The 19867-nt window shown below is 73.2% G+C and carries 16 protein-coding genes and 2 pseudogenes; 12 read left to right on the forward strand and 6 right to left on the reverse strand.

Going from position 1 to position 19867, the window contains the following annotated elements; all coding sequences use genetic code 11:
* A complete protein-coding gene (locus tag EAO76_RS35835) occupies positions 1–999 on the reverse strand; it encodes a CoA ester lyase (RefSeq protein WP_148840504.1) in 999 nt (332 codons plus the stop codon).
* Between EAO76_RS35835 and EAO76_RS35840 the strand changes: the two are divergent.
* The 9 genes and pseudogenes from EAO76_RS35840 to EAO76_RS35880 form a co-directional block, all read left to right on the forward strand.
* A pseudogene (locus EAO76_RS35840) lies at positions 983–1324 on the forward strand (carboxyl transferase domain-containing protein); the annotation flags it as partial. The gene EAO76_RS35835 and the pseudogene EAO76_RS35840 sit on opposite strands and share 17 nt — an antisense overlap.
* 78 nt (positions 1325–1402) lie before the next feature.
* Entirely contained in the window at positions 1403–2062 is a 660-nt protein-coding gene (locus EAO76_RS35845) for a ScbR family autoregulator-binding transcription factor (protein ID WP_148840241.1), read from the forward strand.
* 241 nt (positions 2063–2303) lie between these two features.
* The gene (locus tag EAO76_RS35850) at positions 2304–3140 is read left to right on the forward strand and encodes an AfsR/SARP family transcriptional regulator (protein WP_148840242.1); all 837 of its coding nucleotides are present in this window, start codon (positions 2304–2306) and stop codon (positions 3138–3140) included.
* A gap of 17 nt (positions 3141–3157) precedes the next feature.
* Positions 3158–3970 carry a ScbR family autoregulator-binding transcription factor gene (locus EAO76_RS35855; protein ID WP_148840243.1) on the forward strand — a complete coding sequence of 271 codons (813 nt, stop codon included), beginning with the start codon at positions 3158–3160 and terminating at the stop codon, positions 3968–3970.
* Positions 3971–4155: 185 nt separating this feature from the next.
* Positions 4156–5037 carry a phosphopantetheine-binding protein gene (locus EAO76_RS35860; RefSeq protein WP_148840244.1) on the forward strand — a complete coding sequence of 294 codons (882 nt, stop codon included), beginning with the start codon at positions 4156–4158 and terminating at the stop codon, positions 5035–5037.
* Between the two features lie 440 nt (positions 5038–5477).
* The gene (locus tag EAO76_RS35865; RefSeq protein ID WP_187438894.1) at positions 5478–7217 is read left to right on the forward strand and encodes a polyketide synthase; all 1740 of its coding nucleotides are present in this window, start codon (positions 5478–5480) and stop codon (positions 7215–7217) included.
* Entirely contained in the window at positions 7214–8050 is an 837-nt protein-coding gene (locus EAO76_RS35870; protein ID WP_148840246.1) for a 4'-phosphopantetheinyl transferase superfamily protein, read from the forward strand. The genes EAO76_RS35865 and EAO76_RS35870 overlap by 4 nt, the downstream gene beginning before the upstream one ends.
* A gap of 292 nt (positions 8051–8342) precedes the next feature.
* Complete coding sequence (locus EAO76_RS35875; protein WP_316248389.1) at positions 8343–8891, forward strand: flavin reductase family protein; 549 nt, start codon at positions 8343–8345, stop codon at positions 8889–8891.
* A 17-nt stretch (positions 8892–8908) separates the two neighbouring features.
* Positions 8909–11389 (forward strand): LuxR family transcriptional regulator, encoded by a 2481-nt coding sequence (locus tag EAO76_RS35880; protein ID WP_222872223.1) that lies wholly within the window; start codon positions 8909–8911, stop codon positions 11387–11389.
* Between the two features lie 63 nt (positions 11390–11452).
* Here EAO76_RS35880 and EAO76_RS35885 read toward each other — a convergent pair whose 3' ends face one another.
* From EAO76_RS35885 to ccrA, 3 genes are all read right to left on the reverse strand, one after another.
* On the reverse strand, positions 11453–12679 hold the full coding sequence (locus EAO76_RS35885; protein ID WP_222872224.1) for a hypothetical protein: 1227 nt from the start codon (positions 12677–12679) through the stop codon (positions 11453–11455).
* Positions 12680–12795: 116 nt separating this feature from the next.
* Positions 12796–14589 (reverse strand): 3-hydroxyacyl-CoA dehydrogenase family protein, encoded by a 1794-nt coding sequence (locus tag EAO76_RS35890; protein ID WP_262375969.1) that lies wholly within the window; start codon positions 14587–14589, stop codon positions 12796–12798.
* Complete coding sequence (gene ccrA, locus EAO76_RS35895; RefSeq protein ID WP_187438897.1) at positions 14586–15938, reverse strand: crotonyl-CoA carboxylase/reductase; 1353 nt, start codon at positions 15936–15938, stop codon at positions 14586–14588. Before ccrA ends, EAO76_RS35890 begins: the two co-directional genes overlap by 4 nt.
* Positions 15939–16197: 259 nt before the next feature.
* On the opposite strand from ccrA, the gene EAO76_RS35900 reads away from it, so the two are divergent.
* Together EAO76_RS35900 and EAO76_RS35905 are read left to right on the forward strand one after the other, a co-directional pair.
* Positions 16198–16959, forward strand: coding sequence for a thioesterase II family protein (locus tag EAO76_RS35900; protein ID WP_148840248.1), 762 nt, complete (start codon positions 16198–16200; stop codon positions 16957–16959).
* Positions 16956–17975, forward strand: a complete 1020-nt coding sequence (locus EAO76_RS35905; protein WP_148840249.1) for a 3-oxoacyl-ACP synthase III family protein — start codon at positions 16956–16958, stop codon at positions 17973–17975. Before EAO76_RS35900 ends, EAO76_RS35905 begins: the two co-directional genes overlap by 4 nt.
* 170 nt (positions 17976–18145) lie before the next feature.
* On the opposite strand, the gene EAO76_RS35910 is transcribed toward EAO76_RS35905, so the two are convergent.
* A complete protein-coding gene (locus tag EAO76_RS35910) occupies positions 18146–19030 on the reverse strand; it encodes an NAD(P)-dependent oxidoreductase (protein WP_148840250.1) in 885 nt (294 codons plus the stop codon).
* A gap of 49 nt (positions 19031–19079) precedes the next feature.
* On the opposite strand from EAO76_RS35910, the gene EAO76_RS35915 reads away from it, so the two are divergent.
* Complete coding sequence (locus EAO76_RS35915; protein WP_148840251.1) at positions 19080–19487, forward strand: MerR family transcriptional regulator; 408 nt, start codon at positions 19080–19082, stop codon at positions 19485–19487.
* 48 nt (positions 19488–19535) lie between these two features.
* On the opposite strand, the pseudogene EAO76_RS35920 reads toward EAO76_RS35915, so the two are convergent.
* Positions 19536–19867: pseudogene (locus EAO76_RS35920) on the reverse strand (hypothetical protein); the annotation flags it as partial.

Genomic DNA, 19867 nt, shown 5'->3' on the forward strand with positions numbered 1-19867 from the left:
TCAGGCCTCCGGGGCTTCGAACTTGGAGGTGCGCTGCATGCCGGCGGCGCGGCCCTTGCCCGCGATGACGAGGGCCATCTTGCGGCTGGCCTCGTCGATCATCTCGTCGCCGAGCATCGCCGAACCCTTCTTGCCGCCCTCCTCCGAGGTGCACCACTCGTACGCGTCGAGGATCAGCTCGGCGTGGTCGTAGTCCTCCTGCGAGGGCGAGAACACCTCGTTGGCCGCCTCGACCTGACCGGGGTGCAGCACCCACTTGCCGTCGAAGCCCAGCGCCGCCGCGCGGTCGGCGACCTCGCGGTACGCGTCCACGTCGCGGATCTGGAGGAAGGGGCCGTCGATCGCCTGGAGGTCGTGCGTACGGGCCGCCATCAGGATGCGCATCAGGATGTAGTGGTAGGCGTCCGCCGGGTAGCCGGGCGGCTGCTGGCCGACGACCAGGGTCTTCATGTTGATCGACGCCATGAAGTCGGCCGGGCCGAAGATCAGCGTCTCCAGGCGGGGCGAGGCGGCGGCGATGTCGTCGATGTTCACCAGGCCCTTGGCGTTCTCGATCTGCGCCTCGATGCCGATCCGGCCGACCTCGAAGCCCATCGTCTTCTCGATCTGGGTCAGCAGCAGGTCGAGGGCGACGACCTGCTGGGCGTCCTGGACCTTGGGCAGCATGATGCAGTCGAGGTTCTGGCCGGCGCCCTCGACGACCGTGATGACGTCGCGGTAGGTCCAGTGGGTGGTCCAGTCGTTGACCCGCACGACCCGGGTCTTGCCCGTCCAGTCGCCGTTGTTCAGCGCGTCGACGATGGTGTGCCGCGCGCCCTCCTTGGCGAGCGGCGCGCAGGCGTCCTCCAGGTCGAGGAAGACCTGGTCGGCGGGGAGGCCCTGGGCCTTCTCCAGGAACCGCGGGTTCGAGCCGGGCACGGCCAGGCACGAGCGGCGCGGACGCAGACGGGAGGTGCCGTCCCGCGGGGGCGTCGCCTGAGGGTGGGGGGAGACGTACATCGTCATGGACAGCCAGTCCATCGGTGCGGACCTGACGTACGCCTGGCCGACCAACGAGATCGCGGTGATGGGCGCGGAGGGTGCGGCGAACGTCATCTTCCGTCGGCAGATCGCCGACGCCGAGGACCCGGAGGCCATGCGCCGGCGCATGGTCAAGGAGTACAAGGCCGAGCTGATGCACCCGTACTACGCGGCCGAACGCGGACTGGTCGACGACGTCATCGACCCCGCCGAGACCCGCGAGGTCCTGATCGCCTCGCTCGCCATGCTCCGCAACAAGCACGCCGACCTGCCATCCCGCAAACACGGCAACCCACCCCAGTAAGTCATGAACGACGGGGCGCGGCGGGACCGGCCCCGATCGGGGGGTCGTGCTGCCGGTCCCGTAGCCAGGAGACATTTGATGGTCAAGCAGGACCGTGCGGCCCGCACACGTCAGTCGTTGATCCGTGCAGCCGCCGAAGTGTTCGCGCGGGAGGGCTTCGCGCCCGCCTCGCTCACGGCGATCAGCCGCGGGGCCGGGGTGAGCAACGGCGCGCTGCACTTCCACTTCGAGAGCAAGAAGTCGCTGGCCCGGGCCGTGGAGGAAGAAGCGGTGCAGGCCGTCCGCGACATCACCGGGAAGGCGCTCGACGGCGGCGGAGGAGGTCTGCGGACGCTCATGGACACCACGCGTGAGCTGATGGGCCGACTGGTCGACGACATCGTCGTCCGGGCCGGCTTCGAGCTGGGCGGTGACCCGGCCAGGGGGGAGGAGTCCCTTCTGAGGAGCGAGTGGCAGCGGTGGGTCGAGGACATGCTGCGGCGCGCCGAGGAGGAGGGCGAACTGGCCGAAGGGGTGTCGCCGGGCGACGCCCTGCCCGCCATCATGGCGGCGACCGTGGGCTTCGAGATGCTCGGTGCCGAGGACAAGTCGTGGCTGTCCGAGGAGACGATCGACGGGTTCTGGGAACTGGTGCTGCCCGGCCTGGCGGGCGTACGGGAGCAGCCGGTGCCGGCCGGTCCGCCCTCGATGGGGGCCTCCGGCCACCGGGTCGTACGGCCCGCACAACCAACAGACTGATCATGCTGTTTTGAGGGTTCGTCACGGATGGACCCCACCCGATACCCCTCCGCACCCGCCGGGTGCGGAGGGGTTGTTCTTTCTGCTCCTCTGTCAAAGTGCCAGGTCAGAGTGTTTCTTGAGCGTCAAGGGCGAGTCAAAAGAAACAGCGCGTACGGTTTGATATTGACAAACCGTACGTCCTGTTTTTTACTCGAGGTACTTCGGAGCTCATGATTCATGCACGAACAGGGGAGACGGCGTGGATATCGATGTACTGGGCGCGTTGGCCGTCCGTGAGAACGGGCTCTCGGTGACGCCGACGGCGCCGAAGCCGCGGCAGGTCCTGGCCCTGCTGGCTCTGCACGCCGATCGGGTCGTGCCCGTGGCCACGCTGATCGAGGAGCTCTGGGGCGACCGGCCGCCGCGCAGCGCCCGTACGACCCTGCAGACGTACGTGCTGCAGCTGCGGGACCTGATCGCGGTCGCGCTGCGGGAGGACCCGGAGGGGACCGGGCCCCGTTCCGCCAAGGACGTGCTCGTCACCACCCCCGGCGGCTACCTGCTCAACACCTCCGGCGGCACCAGCGACGTCCGCGAGTTCGAGCGGCTGGCGGGGCTGGGGTACCGGGCGATGGACGCCGGTGACTTCCCGGGCGCGGCACGGCAGTTGGGCGACGCGCTCGCGCTGTGGACCGGCGCCGCGCTGGCCGACGTGCAGACCGGGATGCAGCTGGAGATGGAAACCCGGCGGCTGGACGAGACCCGGCTCTGCGCGCTCGATCAGCGCATCGAGGCCGATCTGCGGCTGGGCCGGCACCGGGAACTGCTGGGCGAGCTGACCATGCTGGTCAGCCGCTACCGCACGCACGAGAATCTGCACGGCCAGTTCATGCTGGCGCTGCACCGCTCCGGGCGCCGCAGCGAGGCGCTCGACGTCTACCAGCGGCTGCGCTCCGTCCTGGTACGGGAGTTGGGCTTCGAGCCGTCCGCCGGGCTGCGGCGGTTGCAGCGGTCGATCCTGATGTCCGGTCCGGAGTCCGCCCTCGACCCGGCCGCCGCCGGCGGCGGCCGCGAGCGCCTCAGCCGGGTCGGCTGAGGGGGAGGGGAGCGAAGATGCAGGCCAGATCGCAGCGGACCCGCCAGAGGCTGGTTCGCGCGGGTGCGGAGATGTTCAACCGGAACGGCTACGCCAATGCGACGCTGGGCCAGATCGCCGGGGCCGCCGGGATGACGAAGGGGGCGCTGTACTTCCACTTCGCTTCCAAGGACGGACTCGCCGACGCGGTGCAGGAGCGGGGCCGCGACATGTTGCAGGACTTCATCCGGGAGCACTGGGAGGCGGGCGTACCGCCGGTTCAGGTGCTCATCGACATGACGCACTGGCTGGCGCGGACGTTCCACGACGACCCGGTGATCCGGGCCAGCTTCCGGATCACCAACGAGTGCACCGGGCGGCAGCCGCCCGTCACCGACTTCCACCAGGCGTGGATCACCGAGGTGTTGCGACTCCTCGGCCAGGCCCGGCAGGAGGGCGCGCTGCAGGACCGCGAGGCGGGGGACGGGCCCGAGGCGCTGCTGTCCGCGACGGTGTGCGGCATCGGGGTACTGGCCGGCACCGGCATGCCGTACCCGCAACTCGGCGACCGGGTCGCGGCGTTGTGGAAGCCGCTGCTGTCGGCGCTCGTACCGCCCGGTGACGTGGCGCGCTACCGCACCCGCCCGCCGGCCGCCGTGGGGGACGCCCGGCCGCAGGTCGTCGCCGAAGGCCCCCACGCGCAGGTTTCCCGCACGGACGCCCACCGGCCGGTGGCCGCTGCCGGTGCCCACGCCCCCGTGTCCGCGGCGGGTGCCCCCACGCCGGTCGGTGGCGTGAACGGCGAGCCGGCGCTTCCCGCCGGGAGTCCGGCCGGGGGCCGAGCCGCCTGAGCGGCGCCGGGACGCCGTGCGCGACGACACGGCTCGCCCGTACGGAGTAGTCGCGGAGGAGTGCTCCCTCCAGGGGACCAGCCCGCGGCCGCACATTTCAGCACGGACGGCGATAGCCGCCGGTCGGACGCGCCTTCGATACTTCCTTCGTCGGCCAGCCGGGACGGACACTTTGGAGCCCATCCATGCCCCATGAACGTCAGAATTCCCTCAGGGCGGATGTCATCGCACCGCCGCCCGACGCGATGACCGAGGCCGTGGTGACCGAGGTCGTGGTGGTCCTCGCCGACGTACTGCGACTGAAGCCGGAGAAGATCGACCCCGAGCAGACCTTCCGTTCGCTGGGCCTCGACTCGCTGCTGACCGTGGAGTTCGTCGCCACGGTGAACGCCCGGTACGGCACGGCCGTCAGGGCGGCCGCCCTGCTCGACCATCCGACTCCGCTGGCCTTCACCCGGCACCTGGTGGGTGAGCTGGGAGCACGGGATTCCGCGACCGGGGCCGTGCCGCCGTCCGGTGCCCGGGGCCCGGCCGCGGCCCAGGGCCGGGGACCGGCGCCCGTCATGCCGGGGACCGCGGTGCCGATGCCGGTCGTGCCGGTGCCGGAAACCGTGTCCGTGCCCGTCCCGCCGTCCGGCGGCCCGCTGCCCCCGACCGCGTCCTCGACGCCCGGAGCGAGGGAGATCCTCGACCACCTGCGCGAGGAACTCGCCCGCATCCTGTGCTGCGACCCGTGGGACATCGACCCCACGGCCGCGTTCAACCTCCTCGGCGTGGACTCCATCATCGGCGCCCAGTTCATGGCGGTCATCAACGGCACGTACGGCATGGAGGAGCGGCCGGTCGCGCTCTACGAGCACCCCAGCCTCTCCGCGATGGCCGCGCACATCGCCCTCGCCACCACGGGGACGGCGACGGCCGCGCCGACGGCGGGGGCGATGCCCGCACCGGTGGCGGAGCCGGTCGCGGAGGCCGAGGACCCGGGGCTGCGGGCGCTGCTCGACGCGGTGCGCGACGACCGGCTCTCCGTGGACGAGGCGCTCACTCTGCTGCCCAGGCGGGCGTGAACGGGCGGAAGGCAATGGACGAACGAGAAATACTCACCCGCTTCAAGGCCGGAACCCTGGAACGGGACCGGGCCGTGCGACTGCTGGCCGGGCTGAAGGCCGTACCCGGCCCCGCCCCGGAGCCGGTTCTGCCGACGGCCCCGGACACGGCGGCATCGGAGACCACGGGGCCGGTGCCACCCGGGACCACGGGCCCGGTCGCGTCCGGGACCACGGGGTCGGCAACGCTCGGGACCACGGGGCCGGTGGCGGCGAAGGTCCCGGACGCGGTGATGCCGGAGGCCCACGGCCGGGTGCCCTTGCCGGTCCCCGGTCCGGTACGGCCACGGACGCCGGCACAGGGACCCGTACCGGCACCGGTACCGGCACCGCTTTCTCCGGCGGACCCGTCGGCGGCCCTCCCGCAGGGCCTGCCGCAGGCCCGCCGGAACGATGGGGCCGTGGACGTCGAGGACCGGTTCGCCGTCGTCGGGATCGCCGGCCGCTATCCGCTCGCCCCCGACCTGCGCGCCTACTGGCAGAACCTGCGTGAAGGACGGGACACCTCGTCGGGCGCGCCGCTCGGCCGCCCCGGCGCGTCACCGCTGAGCGCGGGACAGCGCGGGCACTTCCTGGACGGGGCCGCCGATTTCGACGCGGACTTCTTCGGGCTGACCGACCGGCGGGCGAGGCTGATCGACCCCCAGGAGCGGCTCTTCCTCGAAACCGTCTGGGAGGCGCTGGAGGATGCCGGCTGCACCGGCACCCGGCTGGACGCACTGACCGGTCCGGGCGGAGCGCCGCGCGGCCTCGGGGTGTTCGTCGGGGTCAGCGCCGCCGACTACTCGCTGGTGGCCGCCGAGGCATGGGCGCACGGCGGGCGGGAGATGCCCGACAGCGGGCACTGGAGCGTGGCGGGCCGGCTCTCCGGCCTGCTGGGACTGAGCGGACCGGCGCAGGCCGTCGACACCGCCGAGTCCTCCGCCCTCGTCGCGGTGCACCTCGCCGTCGGCGCACTGCGGCGCGGGGAGTGCGCGGCGGCGGTGGCCGGCGGGGTCGAACTGCTGCTGCACCCCTCGCGCGGCCGGCAGGGCGCGGGGGAGGGCGTGGGCGCCGTGGTGCTCAAGCCGCTGGCCCGCGCGCTGTCCGACGGCGACCATGTGCACGCCGTCGTACGTTCCACCTCGGCGGGCACCGGCTCCTGGACCGGCCCGTCCGGGCTGCGCGAGACGAGGGGGACGACCGCCCGCCGGGTGGGCGACGCCGGGGCCGTCACCGGCATCGCCGCGCTGACCGCCGCCGTGCTCCAACTGCGGTACGGCGTCCTCGCCCCCGCACGGGGCGAGGACACGGCCACGCCGTGGCCGAGGCCCCGCGACGCACGGGGACACGAGCTGCCCCGCACGGCCGTCGCCGAGGTGACCGGAGCGACCGGACCGTTCGACGCGTACGCCGTTCTGGAGGAGTTCGTACCGGCCCGGCGTCCGGGGGACGGATCAGGGACCGGGACCGGGCGGAACGAGGCCGACCGTGTAGATGGGGCCGATGGGATCGATGGGGCTGGTGAGGGCAGTGGGAGTGACGGCGTCGGACGTGGTGAGCTGATCCTGCTCTCCGCCCCCACCCCGGGCCATCTCGCCGCCACGGCCACCAGGCTGGCCGACTGGCTCGCCTCGGACAACGGCAGGAGCGGGGACACCACCACCGGGGACGAACGGGTGGCGCTCGTCGATGTGGCCCGCGCCCTGCGCGTCGGCCGCGAGGCACGGGCCTGCCGGATCGCGCTGATCGCCCGCGACCTGCACCAACTGGTGGACTCCTTGCGGGAGTTCGTCCGCTCCGGGGTGGAAACCGGCGGCGCCGGGGGAGCATCCGGCACACACGGTGTCGGCGCCGATGTCGGTGTCGGTGGGGTCCGGTACGCGGACCTGCGCACCGGCGGGACCGATCCGCTGGGCCTGGGCGACGTGCCGGAGACCGGCGACTACCTCGACGCGCTGTGGCGGGCCGGCCGGGTCGAGCAGTTGACGCGCCTCTGGCTGTCCGGGCTCGACATCGACTGGGCCGTGCTGGAGTCCGGGCCGGACGCCAGCAAGACCCTGGTACCGCTGCCGCCCTCGGCGTTCCTGCGCCGCTCCCTGTGGCTGGGGGGCCAGGACGGCACGCGGGAGGGCACGGAGAAGAAGGGGGCGTCCGGATGACCGGCCTCTCGGTGGTGGAGCGCCCCGTCGACAGGTTCGCACCGGCCCGGTCCGAACCCGTCAAGCTGTGGTTCTGCCCCAACGACGAGCTCACTCCGGGGATCGCCGCGACCCTGGCCACGCACTGGCTGGACGAGCACGAACAGGAGATCGCGAGCCGGTTCCTGTTCGAGCGCGACCGGCGCCAGTACCTCGTCGCCCACACGCTCGTACGGCGGGTGCTGGCGCTGGAGAGCGGTGTGCCCGAGGCGGAGGCCGTGATCTGGCGTTCCTCGCGGGGGCGGCCGTTCCTGCAGAAACCCGTGGAGGGACTGCCGCGCGGCGGCCGGGAACTGGACTTCAACCTCTCCCACGCGCACGGCCACAACTTCCTCGGCGTGGTCCGGCGCCACCGCATCGGGGTGGACGTGGAACGGCTCGACCGGGGCGACCAGGGATTCGACGCGATCGTGGAGACCTTCGCGCCCGAGGAACAGCAGTGGGTGGCGCGGGCCGCGGCGGGCCGCCCCCGGGACCGCCGGGTGCTGCGGCTGTGGACGCTGAAGGAGGCGTACTCCAAGGCGCGCGGGCTGGGGCTCGGGCTACCCTTCGACAGCTTCGCCTTCACGCTGGCCGAGGACCGGGGGGTACTGGGCTTCCGCCCGCCCGAGACCGAGTCCGCGCTGCCGTGGCGGTTCCTGGAGCTGGAACCCGTGCCCGACGTCCTGGCGGCCGTGGCCGTGGCGGCCGACACGGACGTACCGCCCGTCTTCCACCTGCACCACGGCTTTCCGTGGGACCGGGGGGCGCCCCGGCTGCTGGCACTGCCGGAGCCGGTCGCCATGGCTGCGTAGAAGCCGCCCCGCAGAAGACCTGTCCGGCAGGGAGAACCGTTCCGCAAGGGAAGCCGCTGCGCAGGGACGTCCCGTAGGAGAAGCCGTTCCGTGGCGGGCTGTTCGGGGCGGAGGGCCGTTCCGTAGGGGGCGAGGACAGGGGGGCCTTCGGGGTTCCGGGCGGTGGGTGGACCGGCTGACGATGGGTGCGCCCACGTACGGACCGGTCACCGGCCCGTGCGAGACAGCGCGGGCCGGCCGCGACGCGTCGTACCCGCGCGCGGGCCGGCCGTCGACCGAGGGAGCCCCTTCTGTGACCGTGCCGTACACACCGCCGCGGGCCGCCGCGACAGGCGCCCAGGAATTCCGGGACGCGATGGCGCTGCTCGCCGCGCCCGTCACCGTCATCACCACCGCGGACGGTGACGGCCGCCCGCGGGGGTTCACCGCCAGTTCGGTCACCTCCGTCTCGCTCGACCCGCCGCTCGTCCTGGTCGGCGTCACACGCGGCTCGAGTTGTCACCAGCCCCTCATCGAACAGGGGGAGTTCGTCGTCAACGTGCTCGGTGTCCGGCACGGCGCACTGGCCCGGCGCTTCGCGACCACCGGCGTGGACCGGTTCGCCGGCGGGGAGTTCGAGGCGTGGCCCGGCAGCGGTCTGCCGTACCTGCCGGACGCGTCCGTGCTGCTGCGCTGCACCCTGGCGGACGTCGTGCCCGCGGGCGACCACGACCTGCTGCTGGGCAGCCCGGCCGAGGTGCGCACGGACGGCTCGAGCGGGGCTCTGGTCTGGTACCAGCGAGGCTTCCACGTTCCTGTGCAGACTTCCCAGGAGAGGACGGCGGCCATCCGGGTGGCCTGACGACGTGGGGGGTGCCGGTGCGGCTGGTCCGGCGGGACGCACAACTCGACCTGATCGAGCGGCATCTGACGGCCGCCCGGCGGGGCGGGGGCGGTGCGGTGCTCGTCACCGGCAGTCCCGGCACCGGCAAGAGCGCGCTGCTGCGGGCCTTCGCCGAGCGGGCCGGGGACTCGGGCGCGCTGGTGCTGGACGCGTCCGCCTCACCGGCCGAGACGGATCTGCCGTTCGGCGTCGCGGGGCAACTGCTCAGCGGCGCGGGCCGGGATGCCGGACACCACCGTACGGAGCCCCCGCCGCCCCGTTCCCCCGCCCGGCCGGTCGTGCCCGGAAAGCCCGGCGACGATCCCGCGGTGCTCCACGAGGTCCTGCGCGAACTCGCCGCGACCGCCCCCGTGGTGGTCCTCGTCGACGACGCGCACCACATGGACGAGGTCTCCGCCCGGTGCCTGCTGTACGTGTGCGGGCGGCTCGCCGCGAACCGGATCCTGCTGGTGATGAGCGGCCCGCCGCGACCGCGCTCCCGGCCCCCGCTGCCCCTGCCGCTGGCCGAACTGCTGAGACACCCCCGCTGCACGCCCGTACCGCTCGCGCCCCTCGACGAGGACGGTGTCGCCGCGTTCCTCACCGCGTCCCCGGGCGGTGCGGCGGACCTGCCGACGGCACGACGGCTGGCCCCCGACTGGCACCGCTTCACCGGCGGGAACCCGCGACTGCTGTGCGGGCTGCTCGACGACCACCGGGACTGCGAGCCGGTGCGGCCGTCCCGGCCGGTGGCGGGCACGGCGTTCCGGCGGGCCGTCACCGGCTGTCTGCGGGGCGCCGGTGACCCGGCGGTCTCGGCCGCGCGGGCCCTGGCCGTGCTCGCCGACGCGGCGACGCTCACCCTGCTCGCCCGGCTGCTGGAACTCCCCGAGCGCGCGGTCGGCCCCTGCCTGGCCGAACTCGACGCGATCGGACTGCTGGACGGCGGACGGCTGCGCCACGAAGGGGTGCGGGCGGCCGTACTGGAGGAACTGTCCGCCCGGGAGTCCAACCGGCTGCACACCACGGCGGGCCGGATGCTGTACGAGAACGGCGCCGAACCGGCCTCGGTCGCCCGCCACCTGGTCGCCGCGGACACCGCCGGCGGCGGGCCCGGCCCGGCGTGGGCCGTCCCGCTGCTCGCCGAGGCGGCCCGGCACGCGATGAGTTCCGGCGGGGCGCGGCAGGCCGCGGAGTTCCTGCGCACCGCCCATCGGGCCGGTGGCCACGAGGCGGCCGGGCTGCTGACGGCGCTGGCCCGCGCCGAGTGGGAGGCCGACCCCGCAGCGGTGATCCGGCATCTGCCCGCCCTCGGACGGACCCTCGCCGGTGCCCGGTGGCAGACGGCCGAGGACACGGCGGGAGCGATGGGGCTGCTGCTGTGGCACGGACGTCCCGCCGAGGTGGCACGGGCCCTGCCCGAAACCCCGCGCCCCGACGGCGCGGACGGTGCGGACGGAACCGGCGGGGTGGACGGGGCCGGTGGGGTGGGCGGACCGGCCGCGGCGTTGGCGTACGTCTACCCGGGTACGGGCGTCGGACCGTACCCGTACGACGGCAGTGGGGAACGGCCCTCGCGGCACTCCCCTCACTCCCCGCATTCCCTCCACTCCCCGTACCCCCCGTACTTCCCGTACGACGATCGTGGGGACGCGCGGGACGCCGACGGCATGGCCGAGCTCCGGGACGAGGCCGCCGAGCGGGTGCTGGCGTCGATCGTCTACGACCACGCGCCACCGGCGCCCGTGGCCGCCGTCCTCTCGGCGCTCCTGCACACGGGGGAGACCGGGCGGGCCGCCCGGTGGTGCGGGCTGACGGCCGGCGGGGACCGGACGGGGGCCACCACGGCCCGCCGGGCGGTGGCCGCCGCGGCGGCGGCCGTGGTGCACGGCCGCACCGGTGCGTACGACATCGCGTCCGGGCACGCGGAGCGGGCGTTGTCGCTGATGTCACCGGGGGCGTGGGGCGTGGCCATCGGCATGCCGCTGTCCGCCGCCGTGCTGGCGGCGACGCGCCGGGGCGCGCACGAGGAGGCCGTGCGGTGGCTGCGCGTCCCGGTGCCCGCCGCGATGTTCCGCACCCGGGCCGGGCTGCACTACCTGCTGGCCAGGGGCCATCACCAGCTGGCCGTCGGACGGCCGAAGGCCGCACTCGGCGACTTCCACGCCTGCCGGGACGTGCTGTCCGGGTGGCGACCGGAACTGCGGGGCGCCGTCGACTGGGACACCCCGGCGGCCGATGCCCTGCGGGCGCTGCGCGGGGAGGACACCGGGAACGGGGACCCGATCGCCGGACTGACCGATGCCGAACGCCGGGTCGCGGTACTGGCCGCCGACGGCTGCACCAACCGGGCCATCGCGGCCCGGCTGTACGTCACCACCAGCACGGTGGAGCAGCATCTGACCCGGGTCTACCGCAAGTTGTGCGTGAAGTCGCGCGGGGACCTGGCACACCTGGTGACGGCCCGTCCGCACTGATCCCCGCTCGTACCGAGCCCCGTCCGTACCGAGCCCGTCCGCACCCGGATCAGTCCCTCCGTACTACTGGTGTGTCACCGGGTTTCCGTGGAGGCCGCCGTCCGCGCACGGCCAGACACCGCTGTCCAGGGGGCCGAGGCCCGTCCGCCGCAGGACGAAGAGTTCGTCGTGGAGGGTGAAGAGCACCCTCCCCCGGTCGAGCAGCATGATTCTGCTCATCACGGCGCGCTCCTCGCCCTCCGGGGCGAACAACTCCCGCATCCGCGATCCGGCGTCGACGGCGAGCAGCCGGCCGTCCCGCCAGAACACCGCGGTGCCCTCGTCGTCCAGGGCCGGGTAGGTGGTGTAGTAGCCGGAGAGCTCGGGGCCGTGCCGCACCGTGCCGTCGGGATCGAGGCGGACGAAGCGCGAACGGGACGGCAGGACGTTCTCGGACTCGGGTCCGCTGATGGCGCCGTGCCGGTCGACCAGCGACATCGTGTGCGTCGGCCATTCCCGTACCACGGCGCCGGAGGAGTCGTGGTGGGCGGTTCCGAACGCGCCGTAGCCCTGGGAACCGATCAGGAACTCGCCCGGTCCGACGATCGCCTTGTGGCGACCGGGCCCGGGTGTGCTCGCGGCGACGGGCCGACCGGTGGCGGTGTCCAGGAAGAACGTGACGGATATGCCGCTCCTGCCGTCGGCGAACGTCGCGGCGACGCGGTGACCCGAGACCAGCAACGGCTCCCAGCGGTGCGCCTCCACCGTCTGCGGAGTCCACGGCTTCGAGGGCCGTATCTCCCAGTCCGTCTCCGCACCGATCTCGACACAGCCCGGAAACGACAACCGGTCGAGCACGGCCGGTGTCGACCATCGCACCGAGCCGTCCCCGTCGTGACGTGCGACCCGCGGATGGCGGCCGGCCGGGACGACACGGCCCCGCCCTGCGGGCAGCCAGGACGCGCACACGCCGTCGGGCAGCACCACGAACGCGCCGAGGTGTTCGTGGGGTTCGTGGTCGGGGACGACCGAACGCAGAGTCGAGCCGGTGGCGTCCAGCTCGGTCAGCACGACACCCTCCGGCCCGCTATGGGCGACCCACACCGATCCGTCCGGACCCACGCGCGGCGGGCCCGGGCGTCCGTCGAACCTGCGGCGCCACAGGACCTCCCCGTCCACGTCCACGGCGGTGAGCACCGTGGTGGACAGGTCCTTGCCGTCGTAACCGGTGACGAGGACGGGCCCACCGGAATCCGGTGCCGCCAGACCCCACACCTGCCCGGACATCGGTACACGCCGCGGTTCAGCCATGGGTTCGGCCCCCTCTTTCCCCGATCGGGCGGATCAGGAGCCTACACAGGCGCGCAGGAGCGGTGCGGTGCCTTTCCCGTGACGGTTCATCACGGGAAAGGCACCGGTGGGGTCCGTCAGCGGCGGGCGCCCGTCGTGCGCAGGCCGCGTCCGTTCTTGCGGCCGAGCAGGCCCGCGGCCACCAACTCGCCGAGGGCTGCGGCCGGTTCGTACTCGGGGGTGCGGAAGCACTCGTACAGCCGGTTCTGGATGGCGAGCGAGACGTCGAGGCCGATGGTGTCCAGGAGCGCGAACGGGCCCATGGGGTAACCGAATCCGGACCGGATCGCGTGATCGGTCTCCTCGATGTCCGCGTCGTGCCGCTCCAGCAGGGCGAGGGCCGCGCCGAGATAGGGGAACAGCAGGCTGTTGACGATGAAGCCGGTGCGGTCCGGACACGTCACCGTCGTCTTGCCGAGGGTGCGGCAGAAGGCGTGTGCCGTCGCCAGGGTCGTCGGGGCCACCGTGTCCGTGTGTGCCAGCTCCACCAGCTTCATCACGGGGGCCGGGTTGAAGAAGTGGATGCCCACGACGTCGGCCGGGCGGCCGGACGCCTCGGCGCACGCGGCGACCGAGAGGCTGGACGTGGTGGTGGCCAGTACCGTGCCGGGAGCACAGACCCCGCCGAGCGCCGCGAACATCGCACGCTTGACGTCGAGGTCCTCGGCGACCGCCTCGATGACCAGGTCGCAGTCGGCCAGTGCCGCCATGTCGTGGGCGCCGGTGAGGAGTTCACCGGCCGACGCCTTGGCCTCGACGGTGACCCTGCCCCGCCGTACGCCCCGGGTCAGGGAGTCGGCGACGGCGTCCAGCGCCCGCTGCGCCTTCTCCGGGTCGCGGGCCACCAGGACCGTGGGGTACCCCGCCGTGGCCGTGACCTCGGCGATGCCGCGCGCCATCGCGCCGGAGCCGAGCACACCCACCCGGCGCACCGGCGCACCGTCCGGCTCGCCGGAGCCGTCGGCCGGCCGGCCGAGCACGGCACCGGTCTCGTCGTACGTGTGGAAGCCCTCGCCGGTGGTACGGCCCAGGCGCCCGGCCGCCACCATCCGGCTGAGCAGCGGGGCGGGCTCGAAGGCGCTGTCACCGGTGCGCCGCCACAGCTCCGTCAGTGCTGCGTGGGCGGTGCCCAGGCCGATGCGGTCGAGCGTCTCCAGCGGGCCGGCCGGCAGCCCGCAGCCCAGCCGCATGGCGGTGTCGATGTCGTGCTGGGTGGCGTAGCCCTCGTCGAAGAGGATCACGGCACGGTTGAGGAACCCGAGGACCAGGGCGGTGGCGTCGGCGGCGGGCCGGGCACCGACCTCGACCGGGGCGAGCCCGGCCGAGGCCACCAGCGCGTCCACGGCGGCGGCGGTCTCCGGGGAGGTCAGGGCCGTCCGCACCGGTTCGACGGGGCCGCCGGGGACGGGCGGGGTGAACAGGCGCAGCCCCGCCACGTCGGCCGGCCGGCCGGTGGCGATGGCCAGGCGCGTGACCGGCAGCGCCGCCGTGGTGGTCAGTACCGGGGTACCGGGCGGGCAGACCGAGACGATCCTGCCGAGCGCGTCGGTCTTGGCGGCGAGGTCCTCCGGGACCGCCTCGATGACCAGACCGGCCGCGCCCAGCGCGGCGTGGTCGGCGGTGAAGGTGACATCGGGGCGGTCGGGGCCGTCCCCGGCGGCGATGACGGCCTTGAGCCGCCCGGCCACGCGGGCCAGGACGTCCAGGTCGGTGTCCACGGCGACGACGGTGTGGCCCGCGCCGTGCAGCAGGTGCAGGAGTGCCTCGCCCGTCGGGCCCAGGCCGACGATGCCCGTCACGGGTGCGGGGGTGGCGGTGTCCGTCGTGGCCGTGCCCGCCGCGGGCGTGGTGTCGCTCTGTCGCGCAGTCATGAGGTCCGCGCCTCCTCTTCCCGGAACCGGTTGATGGCGTCGATGTGCTTCTCGCGCATTTCCTCGTCCCGGACGCCGAGTCCCTCGAGCGGGGCCAGGGCCAGCACGCCGACCTTGCCCTGGTGGAGGTTGCGGTGCACCTCGTACGCGGCCTGGCCGGTCTCCTCCAGGGAGTGGACCCTGGAGAGGGTGGGGTGGATCTTCCCCTTGGCGATCAGGCGGTTGGCCTCCCACGCCTCGCGGTAGTTGGCGAAGTGCGAGCCGACGATCCGCTTCAGCGACATCCACAGGTAGCGGTTGTCGTACTCGTGCATGTAGCCCGAGGTCGAGGCGCAGGTGGTGATGGTGCCGCCCTTGCGGGTGACGTAGACGGAGGCGCCGAAGGTCTCGCGGCCGGGGTGCTCGAAGACGATGTCCACGTCCTCGCCGCCGGTCAGTTCGCGGATGCGCTTGCCGAAGCGCTTCCACTCGCGCGGGTCCTGGGTCCGCTCGTCCTTCCAGAACCGGTAGCCCTCGGCGTTGCGGTCGATGATCGCCTCGGCGCCCATCCGCCGGCAGATCTCCGCCTTCCGTTCGCTGGAGACCACGCAGATCGGGTTGGCGCCGCCCGCCAGTGCCAACTGCGTCGCGTACGAACCGAGTCCGCCGCTGGCGCCCCAGATCAGCACGTTGTCGCCCTGCTTCATGCCCGCGCCGTTGCGCGAGACGAGCTGGCGGTACGCGGTCGAGTTGACCAGACCGGGGGCCGCGGCCTCCTCCCAGCTCAGGTGCTCGGGCTTGGGCATCAGCTGGTTCGACTTCACCAGTGCGAGCTGCGCCAGTCCGCCGAAGTTGGTCTCGAAGCCCCAGATGCGCTGCTCCGGGTCGAGCATCGTGTCGTTGTGCCCATCCGCCGACTCCAGCTCCACCGACAGGCAGTGCGCCACGACCCGGTCGCCGGACCGCCACCGGTTCACCCCGGGCCCGGTGCGCAGGACGACGCCCGCCAGGTCGGAACCGAGGACGTGGTACGGCTGGTCGTGGCGGGCGGCGCCGGGGAACCGCCTGGCGTACCGCTCCAGGAAACCGAAGGTCGGCAGCGGCTCGAAGATCGACGACCACACGGTGTTGTAGTTGATGGCGCTCGACATGACGGCGACCAGGGCCTCGCCCGGACCGGGCTCGGGGGTCGGTACGTCCTGGAGGTGCAACGACTTGCGCGGGTCCTTGTCCGCGGAGGCCATTCCCTCGAACATGCCGACGTCCTCCTTGCGGACGACGGCACCTCGATAGCTCTCCGGGAGCCGCAGACCCGCGAAGTCCTGCGGCGTCGCGTCCTCGGAGAGAAGAGCACTGATGATCTCGTCCACGTGAATTCCCTGATTCTCTTGAGAGCCGAGGAGAGCGAAGCGGGCCACCGTGTCCGTCACGGGTGTCTGCCACAGGTGTCCGTGGCGGATGTCCGTCACGGGTGTCCGTCCAGCGTGGGACACCGCACCGCCCCCGGGGCACCCCTGTCCGCCCCCAGAAGGCGCGCGCCCGGTCATAGGGGGCGATTAGGGGAGGACCGGGAGCGGGGCGCGCACCCATCCTGTGCGCAGGCCCCACTCGGATCGGCTAGGAGAACTCATGACGGGAATCCCCGGCGACAGCCCCTGGTTCAGGAACTACCGGCCCGCCCCCGACGCACCCGTGCGCCTGGTCTGCCTGCCGCACGCCGGCGGTTCGGCCAGCTTCTACTTCCCGGTGGCGCGGGAGCTCTCGCCGCAGGTGGAGGTCCTGGCCGTCCAGTACCCCGGCCGGCAGGACCGCCGCACCGAGCCGGCCGCCACCGACCTGGAGGCGCTCGCCGACCGGATCGCCGAGGCGCTGGGTCCGTGGACGGACCGGCCGTACGCGCTGTTCGGGCACAGCATGGGCGCCGTCGTCGGCTTCGAGGTGGCCCGCCGGATGGAAGCCGCGGGCGACGGCCCCGTCGAACTGTTCGTCTCCGGCCGCAGCGCCCCCTCCCTGGACCGCGCGGACGCGTGGTACCCGGACACCGACGAGGAGGTCGTCGCCGAGATCCGGAAGCTGGACGGAACGGGGGGCGCGCTGCTCGACGACGAGGAGACGCTGCGCATGATCCTGCCCGCGCTGCGCGCCGACTACCGGGCGGTGCGCGGCTACCACTACCGTCCGGGCCCGGCACTGGACTGCCCCGTCACCGCGTTCACCGGCGACCACGACCCCAAGGCGCGCATCGAGAACGTACAGGCGTGGGTGAACCACACCAGCTCGGGCTTCGGCCTGCGGGTGCTGCCCGGTGGGCACTTCTTCCTCGTCGACGAACAGGAAGAGGTGCTCCGCACGGTCCGGGAGCGGCTGGCCCGGACCCCGGTGGCGGCATGACCGTGTACTCGCCCGCCCCGGGCGGCACCGGCATCCTCGGCACCGGCTCGTACCTGCCCGAACGGGTCGTCACCAACGAGACGGTCGCCGCCCGTGCCGGGGTCACCGCCGAATGGATCGAGCGCAAGACCGGCATCCGTGAGCGGCGCTACGCCGCGGACCACGAGGCCGCGTCGGACCTCGCCACCGAGGCCGCCGTACGGGCCCTGGCCGATGCCGGGGCCGGGCCGGACGACCTCGCCTGGATCGTCGTCGCGACCTCCACCCCCGACCATCCGCAGCCGGCCACGGCCGCGTTCGTGCAGCACCGGATCGGCGCGCGCCGGGCGGCGGCCTTCGACGTGAACGCCGTGTGCGCCGGATTCATCGCCGCGCTGCACACCTGCTCCCGGCTGCTGGCCGGGCCCGGGACCGACGGGCGGCAGCGCCTGGGACTCGTCGTCGGCAGCGAGGTCTACTCGCGCATCATCGACCCCGGGGACCGCAGGACCGCGCCGCTGTTCGGGGACGGGGCGGGCGCCGTGGTGCTCGGCCCGGTGCCCGGGGACCGAGGTCTCCTGGGCACGGGCATGCGCACCGACGGCCATCTGCACGATTTGATCGGCGTCACCGCGGGCGGCAGCAGGAAACCCGCGTCGGAGAAGACCGTCGCCCGCGGCGACCACTTCTTCCGGATGCGGGGGAGGGACGTGCGGGCCTTCGTGGAACGGGAGCTGCCGGACGCCGTCGCGGGCACCCTCGACGCCTTCCGGGTCACGGCCGACGAGATCGACCACTTCGTGCCGCACCAGGCCAACGGCGAGATGCTGCGGAGCGTGGCCAGCGGGCTCGGGCTGACCTCGGCACGGGTCCACCTCCCGGTGGAACGGCACGGGAACACCGGGGCCGCCTCGATCCCGCTGGCACTCGACCATGCCCGTCGCACGGACGGGCCGGTCGACGACGACCTGGTGCTGCTGGCGGGATTCGGCGGCGGAATGACCCTCGGAACCACCCTGTTGCGCTGGGGCCGTTAGGGCGTGTCCGGCGAGGGCCGCCGCCGTACGATCGCGAGGCTGCGCGATCGTACGGCGGCGGACCTTTTCGGGAACGGCCCTCGCCGGTACGGCTGCTGCCGGGCCGGACCGGACCGGGCCTCTGCCGGGCCCGGCATTCGTCGGACGGGCCCGGCCCCTGCCGGTCCCGGTCAGTCGTCGTGGGGCTTGCCGAACTCCTCGATCAGCACGGGGTATTGCTCCCCGCCGTGCCCCGCGGCGATCGCCCGGTCGGCCATCGCCTTGAACAGTTCGGGCAGTTCGGCGTTGACACCCAGCGCCCTGCTCTCCTCGATCAAGTGCTCCATCGCCCGTGCGTCGGTTTCCAGGGCCGACACCTCGGCGGGGAAGGAGCCGCTGTCGATCTGCTCGGCGTACCCGGGCAGCCACTCGGCCACACCGGTGGCGATCCGCTGGGCGAACGGCGCGTACGTCGCGGCGTCGACACCGGCCGTGCGGAGCAGGGCGGTGCCCTGGAGCCAGGCGTTCAGGACGCTCCACATCATGGCCAGCCCCGCCACGTCGTACAGGGCCGCCAACCCGTGGTCCGCACCGAGGTGGGTGACGGTGCCGAGCGCTTCGAGCGTCGACCGGTGCGCCTCGAAGTCCTCCTGCGGCCCGCTGTGCAGGATCACCGCCTCGGCGGTCCCGATCACCGGCGGGACGGCCATGATGGCGCCGTCCAGGTAGCGGGCGCCGATCCGGTCGGCCCATCGGGCCGCCTCCCGGGCCCCGGCCGAGTCGCCGGAGGTCAGGTTGACCAGCGTCGTACCGGCCGGCACGACGCCGTCCGCGCCGAGCAGTTCGTGCACGGCCGCGTAGTCGGTGAGGCAGATGACCGCCAGGGGGGAAGCCTTGAGCGCGGCATCGACGGTGGGTGCCGACTGCGCGCCCTCGGCGACGAGTCGGTCGGCCTTGGCGGCCGTACGGTTCCACACGGTTGTGGGGTGGCCGGCTTTCAGGAACGCGCCGGCGAGCGCCTGACCCATCAGCCCGAGTCCGATGACGGTCACGGGCGCAGCGGTTGTGTTGTTCATGGCAGCATCATCAACGTTGATACCGGTATGAAGGTCAAGCGAGGTTTCGATGAGGATCGGGGAACTGAGCCGTCTGACGGGCGTGAACACCCATCAGCTGCGCTACTACGAGGCCCAGGATCTGCTGGAGGCGGACCGCGGTGCGAACGGATACCGGGAGTACGACGAGAGCGCCGTGCTGCGGGTGAAACAGATCCGGCACCTGCTCGGCGCCGGGCTGTCCTCCGAGGACATCGCGTACCTGCTGCCCTGCGCGGTCGGGGAGGCCCCGGAGCTGGCCGGATGCCCCGAGCTGCTGGCCGCGATGCGGTCGCGGCTGCGGCAGCTGGACGACCGGTTGGAAAGCCTCGCCCGGTCCCGTGACGCCCTTGCCGACTACATCGACGTGGCCGAGCGCATGGGCGGCGAGAGCTATCCCCCCTTCGACGGCGCCGACCCGGAGCCCGTCCCCGCCTGAGCGGGTCCGCGGCCGGCCGGGGCCGCCGACCCGGCCGGCCGTCCCGTCTCAGCGGCGCAGGTACCGCCGCAGGGCACCGGCCAGGCCCTGGTGCCAGGTGTGGAGGTGGGCGGCGCGGCGGGCGTTGATCTCGCAGGAGTAGGACGAACCGTCGTGCAGCGCGAGGGTGACGAGCAGCCGGGTGCGGCGGACGGTGCGGCCGGTGGCGTCGGCGATCTCGGACCAGGAGAACTCGGCCTCCACATCCGCCTGTTCGGGGTCCTCGTCCTTCGCGCCCCGGTCCGGGGTGCCGGTCCGGTACAGGGTGAACATCACGCCGTCGGCGTCCACCAGGATGCTGGAGTCGGAATCCGCGGCGATGAACACCTCCTCCTCGGAGG

This window comes from Streptomyces sp. sk2.1, assembly GCF_008120935.1.
Classification (GTDB): Bacteria; Actinomycetota; Actinomycetes; order Streptomycetales; family Streptomycetaceae; genus Streptomyces.

Excerpts from the sequence above, each read along its gene's own strand:
- EAO76_RS35855 (WP_148840243.1), top strand. The coding sequence starts at position 3,158 with ATGCAGGCCAGATCGCAGCGGACCCGCCAGAGGCTGGTTCGCGCGGGT.
- EAO76_RS35845 (WP_148840241.1), top strand. The coding sequence starts at position 1,403 with ATGGTCAAGCAGGACCGTGCGGCCCGCACACGTCAGTCGTTGATCCGT.
- EAO76_RS35915 (WP_148840251.1), top strand. The coding sequence starts at position 19,080 with ATGAGGATCGGGGAACTGAGCCGTCTGACGGGCGTGAACACCCATCAG.
- EAO76_RS35885 (WP_222872224.1), bottom strand. The coding sequence starts at position 12,679 with ATGGCTGAACCGCGGCGTGTACCGATGTCCGGGCAGGTGTGGGGTCTG.
- EAO76_RS35890 (WP_262375969.1), bottom strand. The coding sequence starts at position 14,589 with ATGACTGCGCGACAGAGCGACACCACGCCCGCGGCGGGCACGGCCACG.
- EAO76_RS35870 (WP_148840246.1), top strand. The coding sequence starts at position 7,214 with ATGACCGGCCTCTCGGTGGTGGAGCGCCCCGTCGACAGGTTCGCACCG.
- EAO76_RS35900 (WP_148840248.1), top strand. The coding sequence starts at position 16,198 with ATGACGGGAATCCCCGGCGACAGCCCCTGGTTCAGGAACTACCGGCCC.
- EAO76_RS35910 (WP_148840250.1), bottom strand. The coding sequence starts at position 19,030 with ATGAACAACACAACCGCTGCGCCCGTGACCGTCATCGGACTCGGGCTG.
- EAO76_RS35860 (WP_148840244.1), top strand. The coding sequence starts at position 4,156 with ATGCCCCATGAACGTCAGAATTCCCTCAGGGCGGATGTCATCGCACCG.
- EAO76_RS35835 (WP_148840504.1), bottom strand. The coding sequence starts at position 999 with ATGTACGTCTCCCCCCACCCTCAGGCGACGCCCCCGCGGGACGGCACC.
- EAO76_RS35905 (WP_148840249.1), top strand. The coding sequence starts at position 16,956 with ATGACCGTGTACTCGCCCGCCCCGGGCGGCACCGGCATCCTCGGCACC.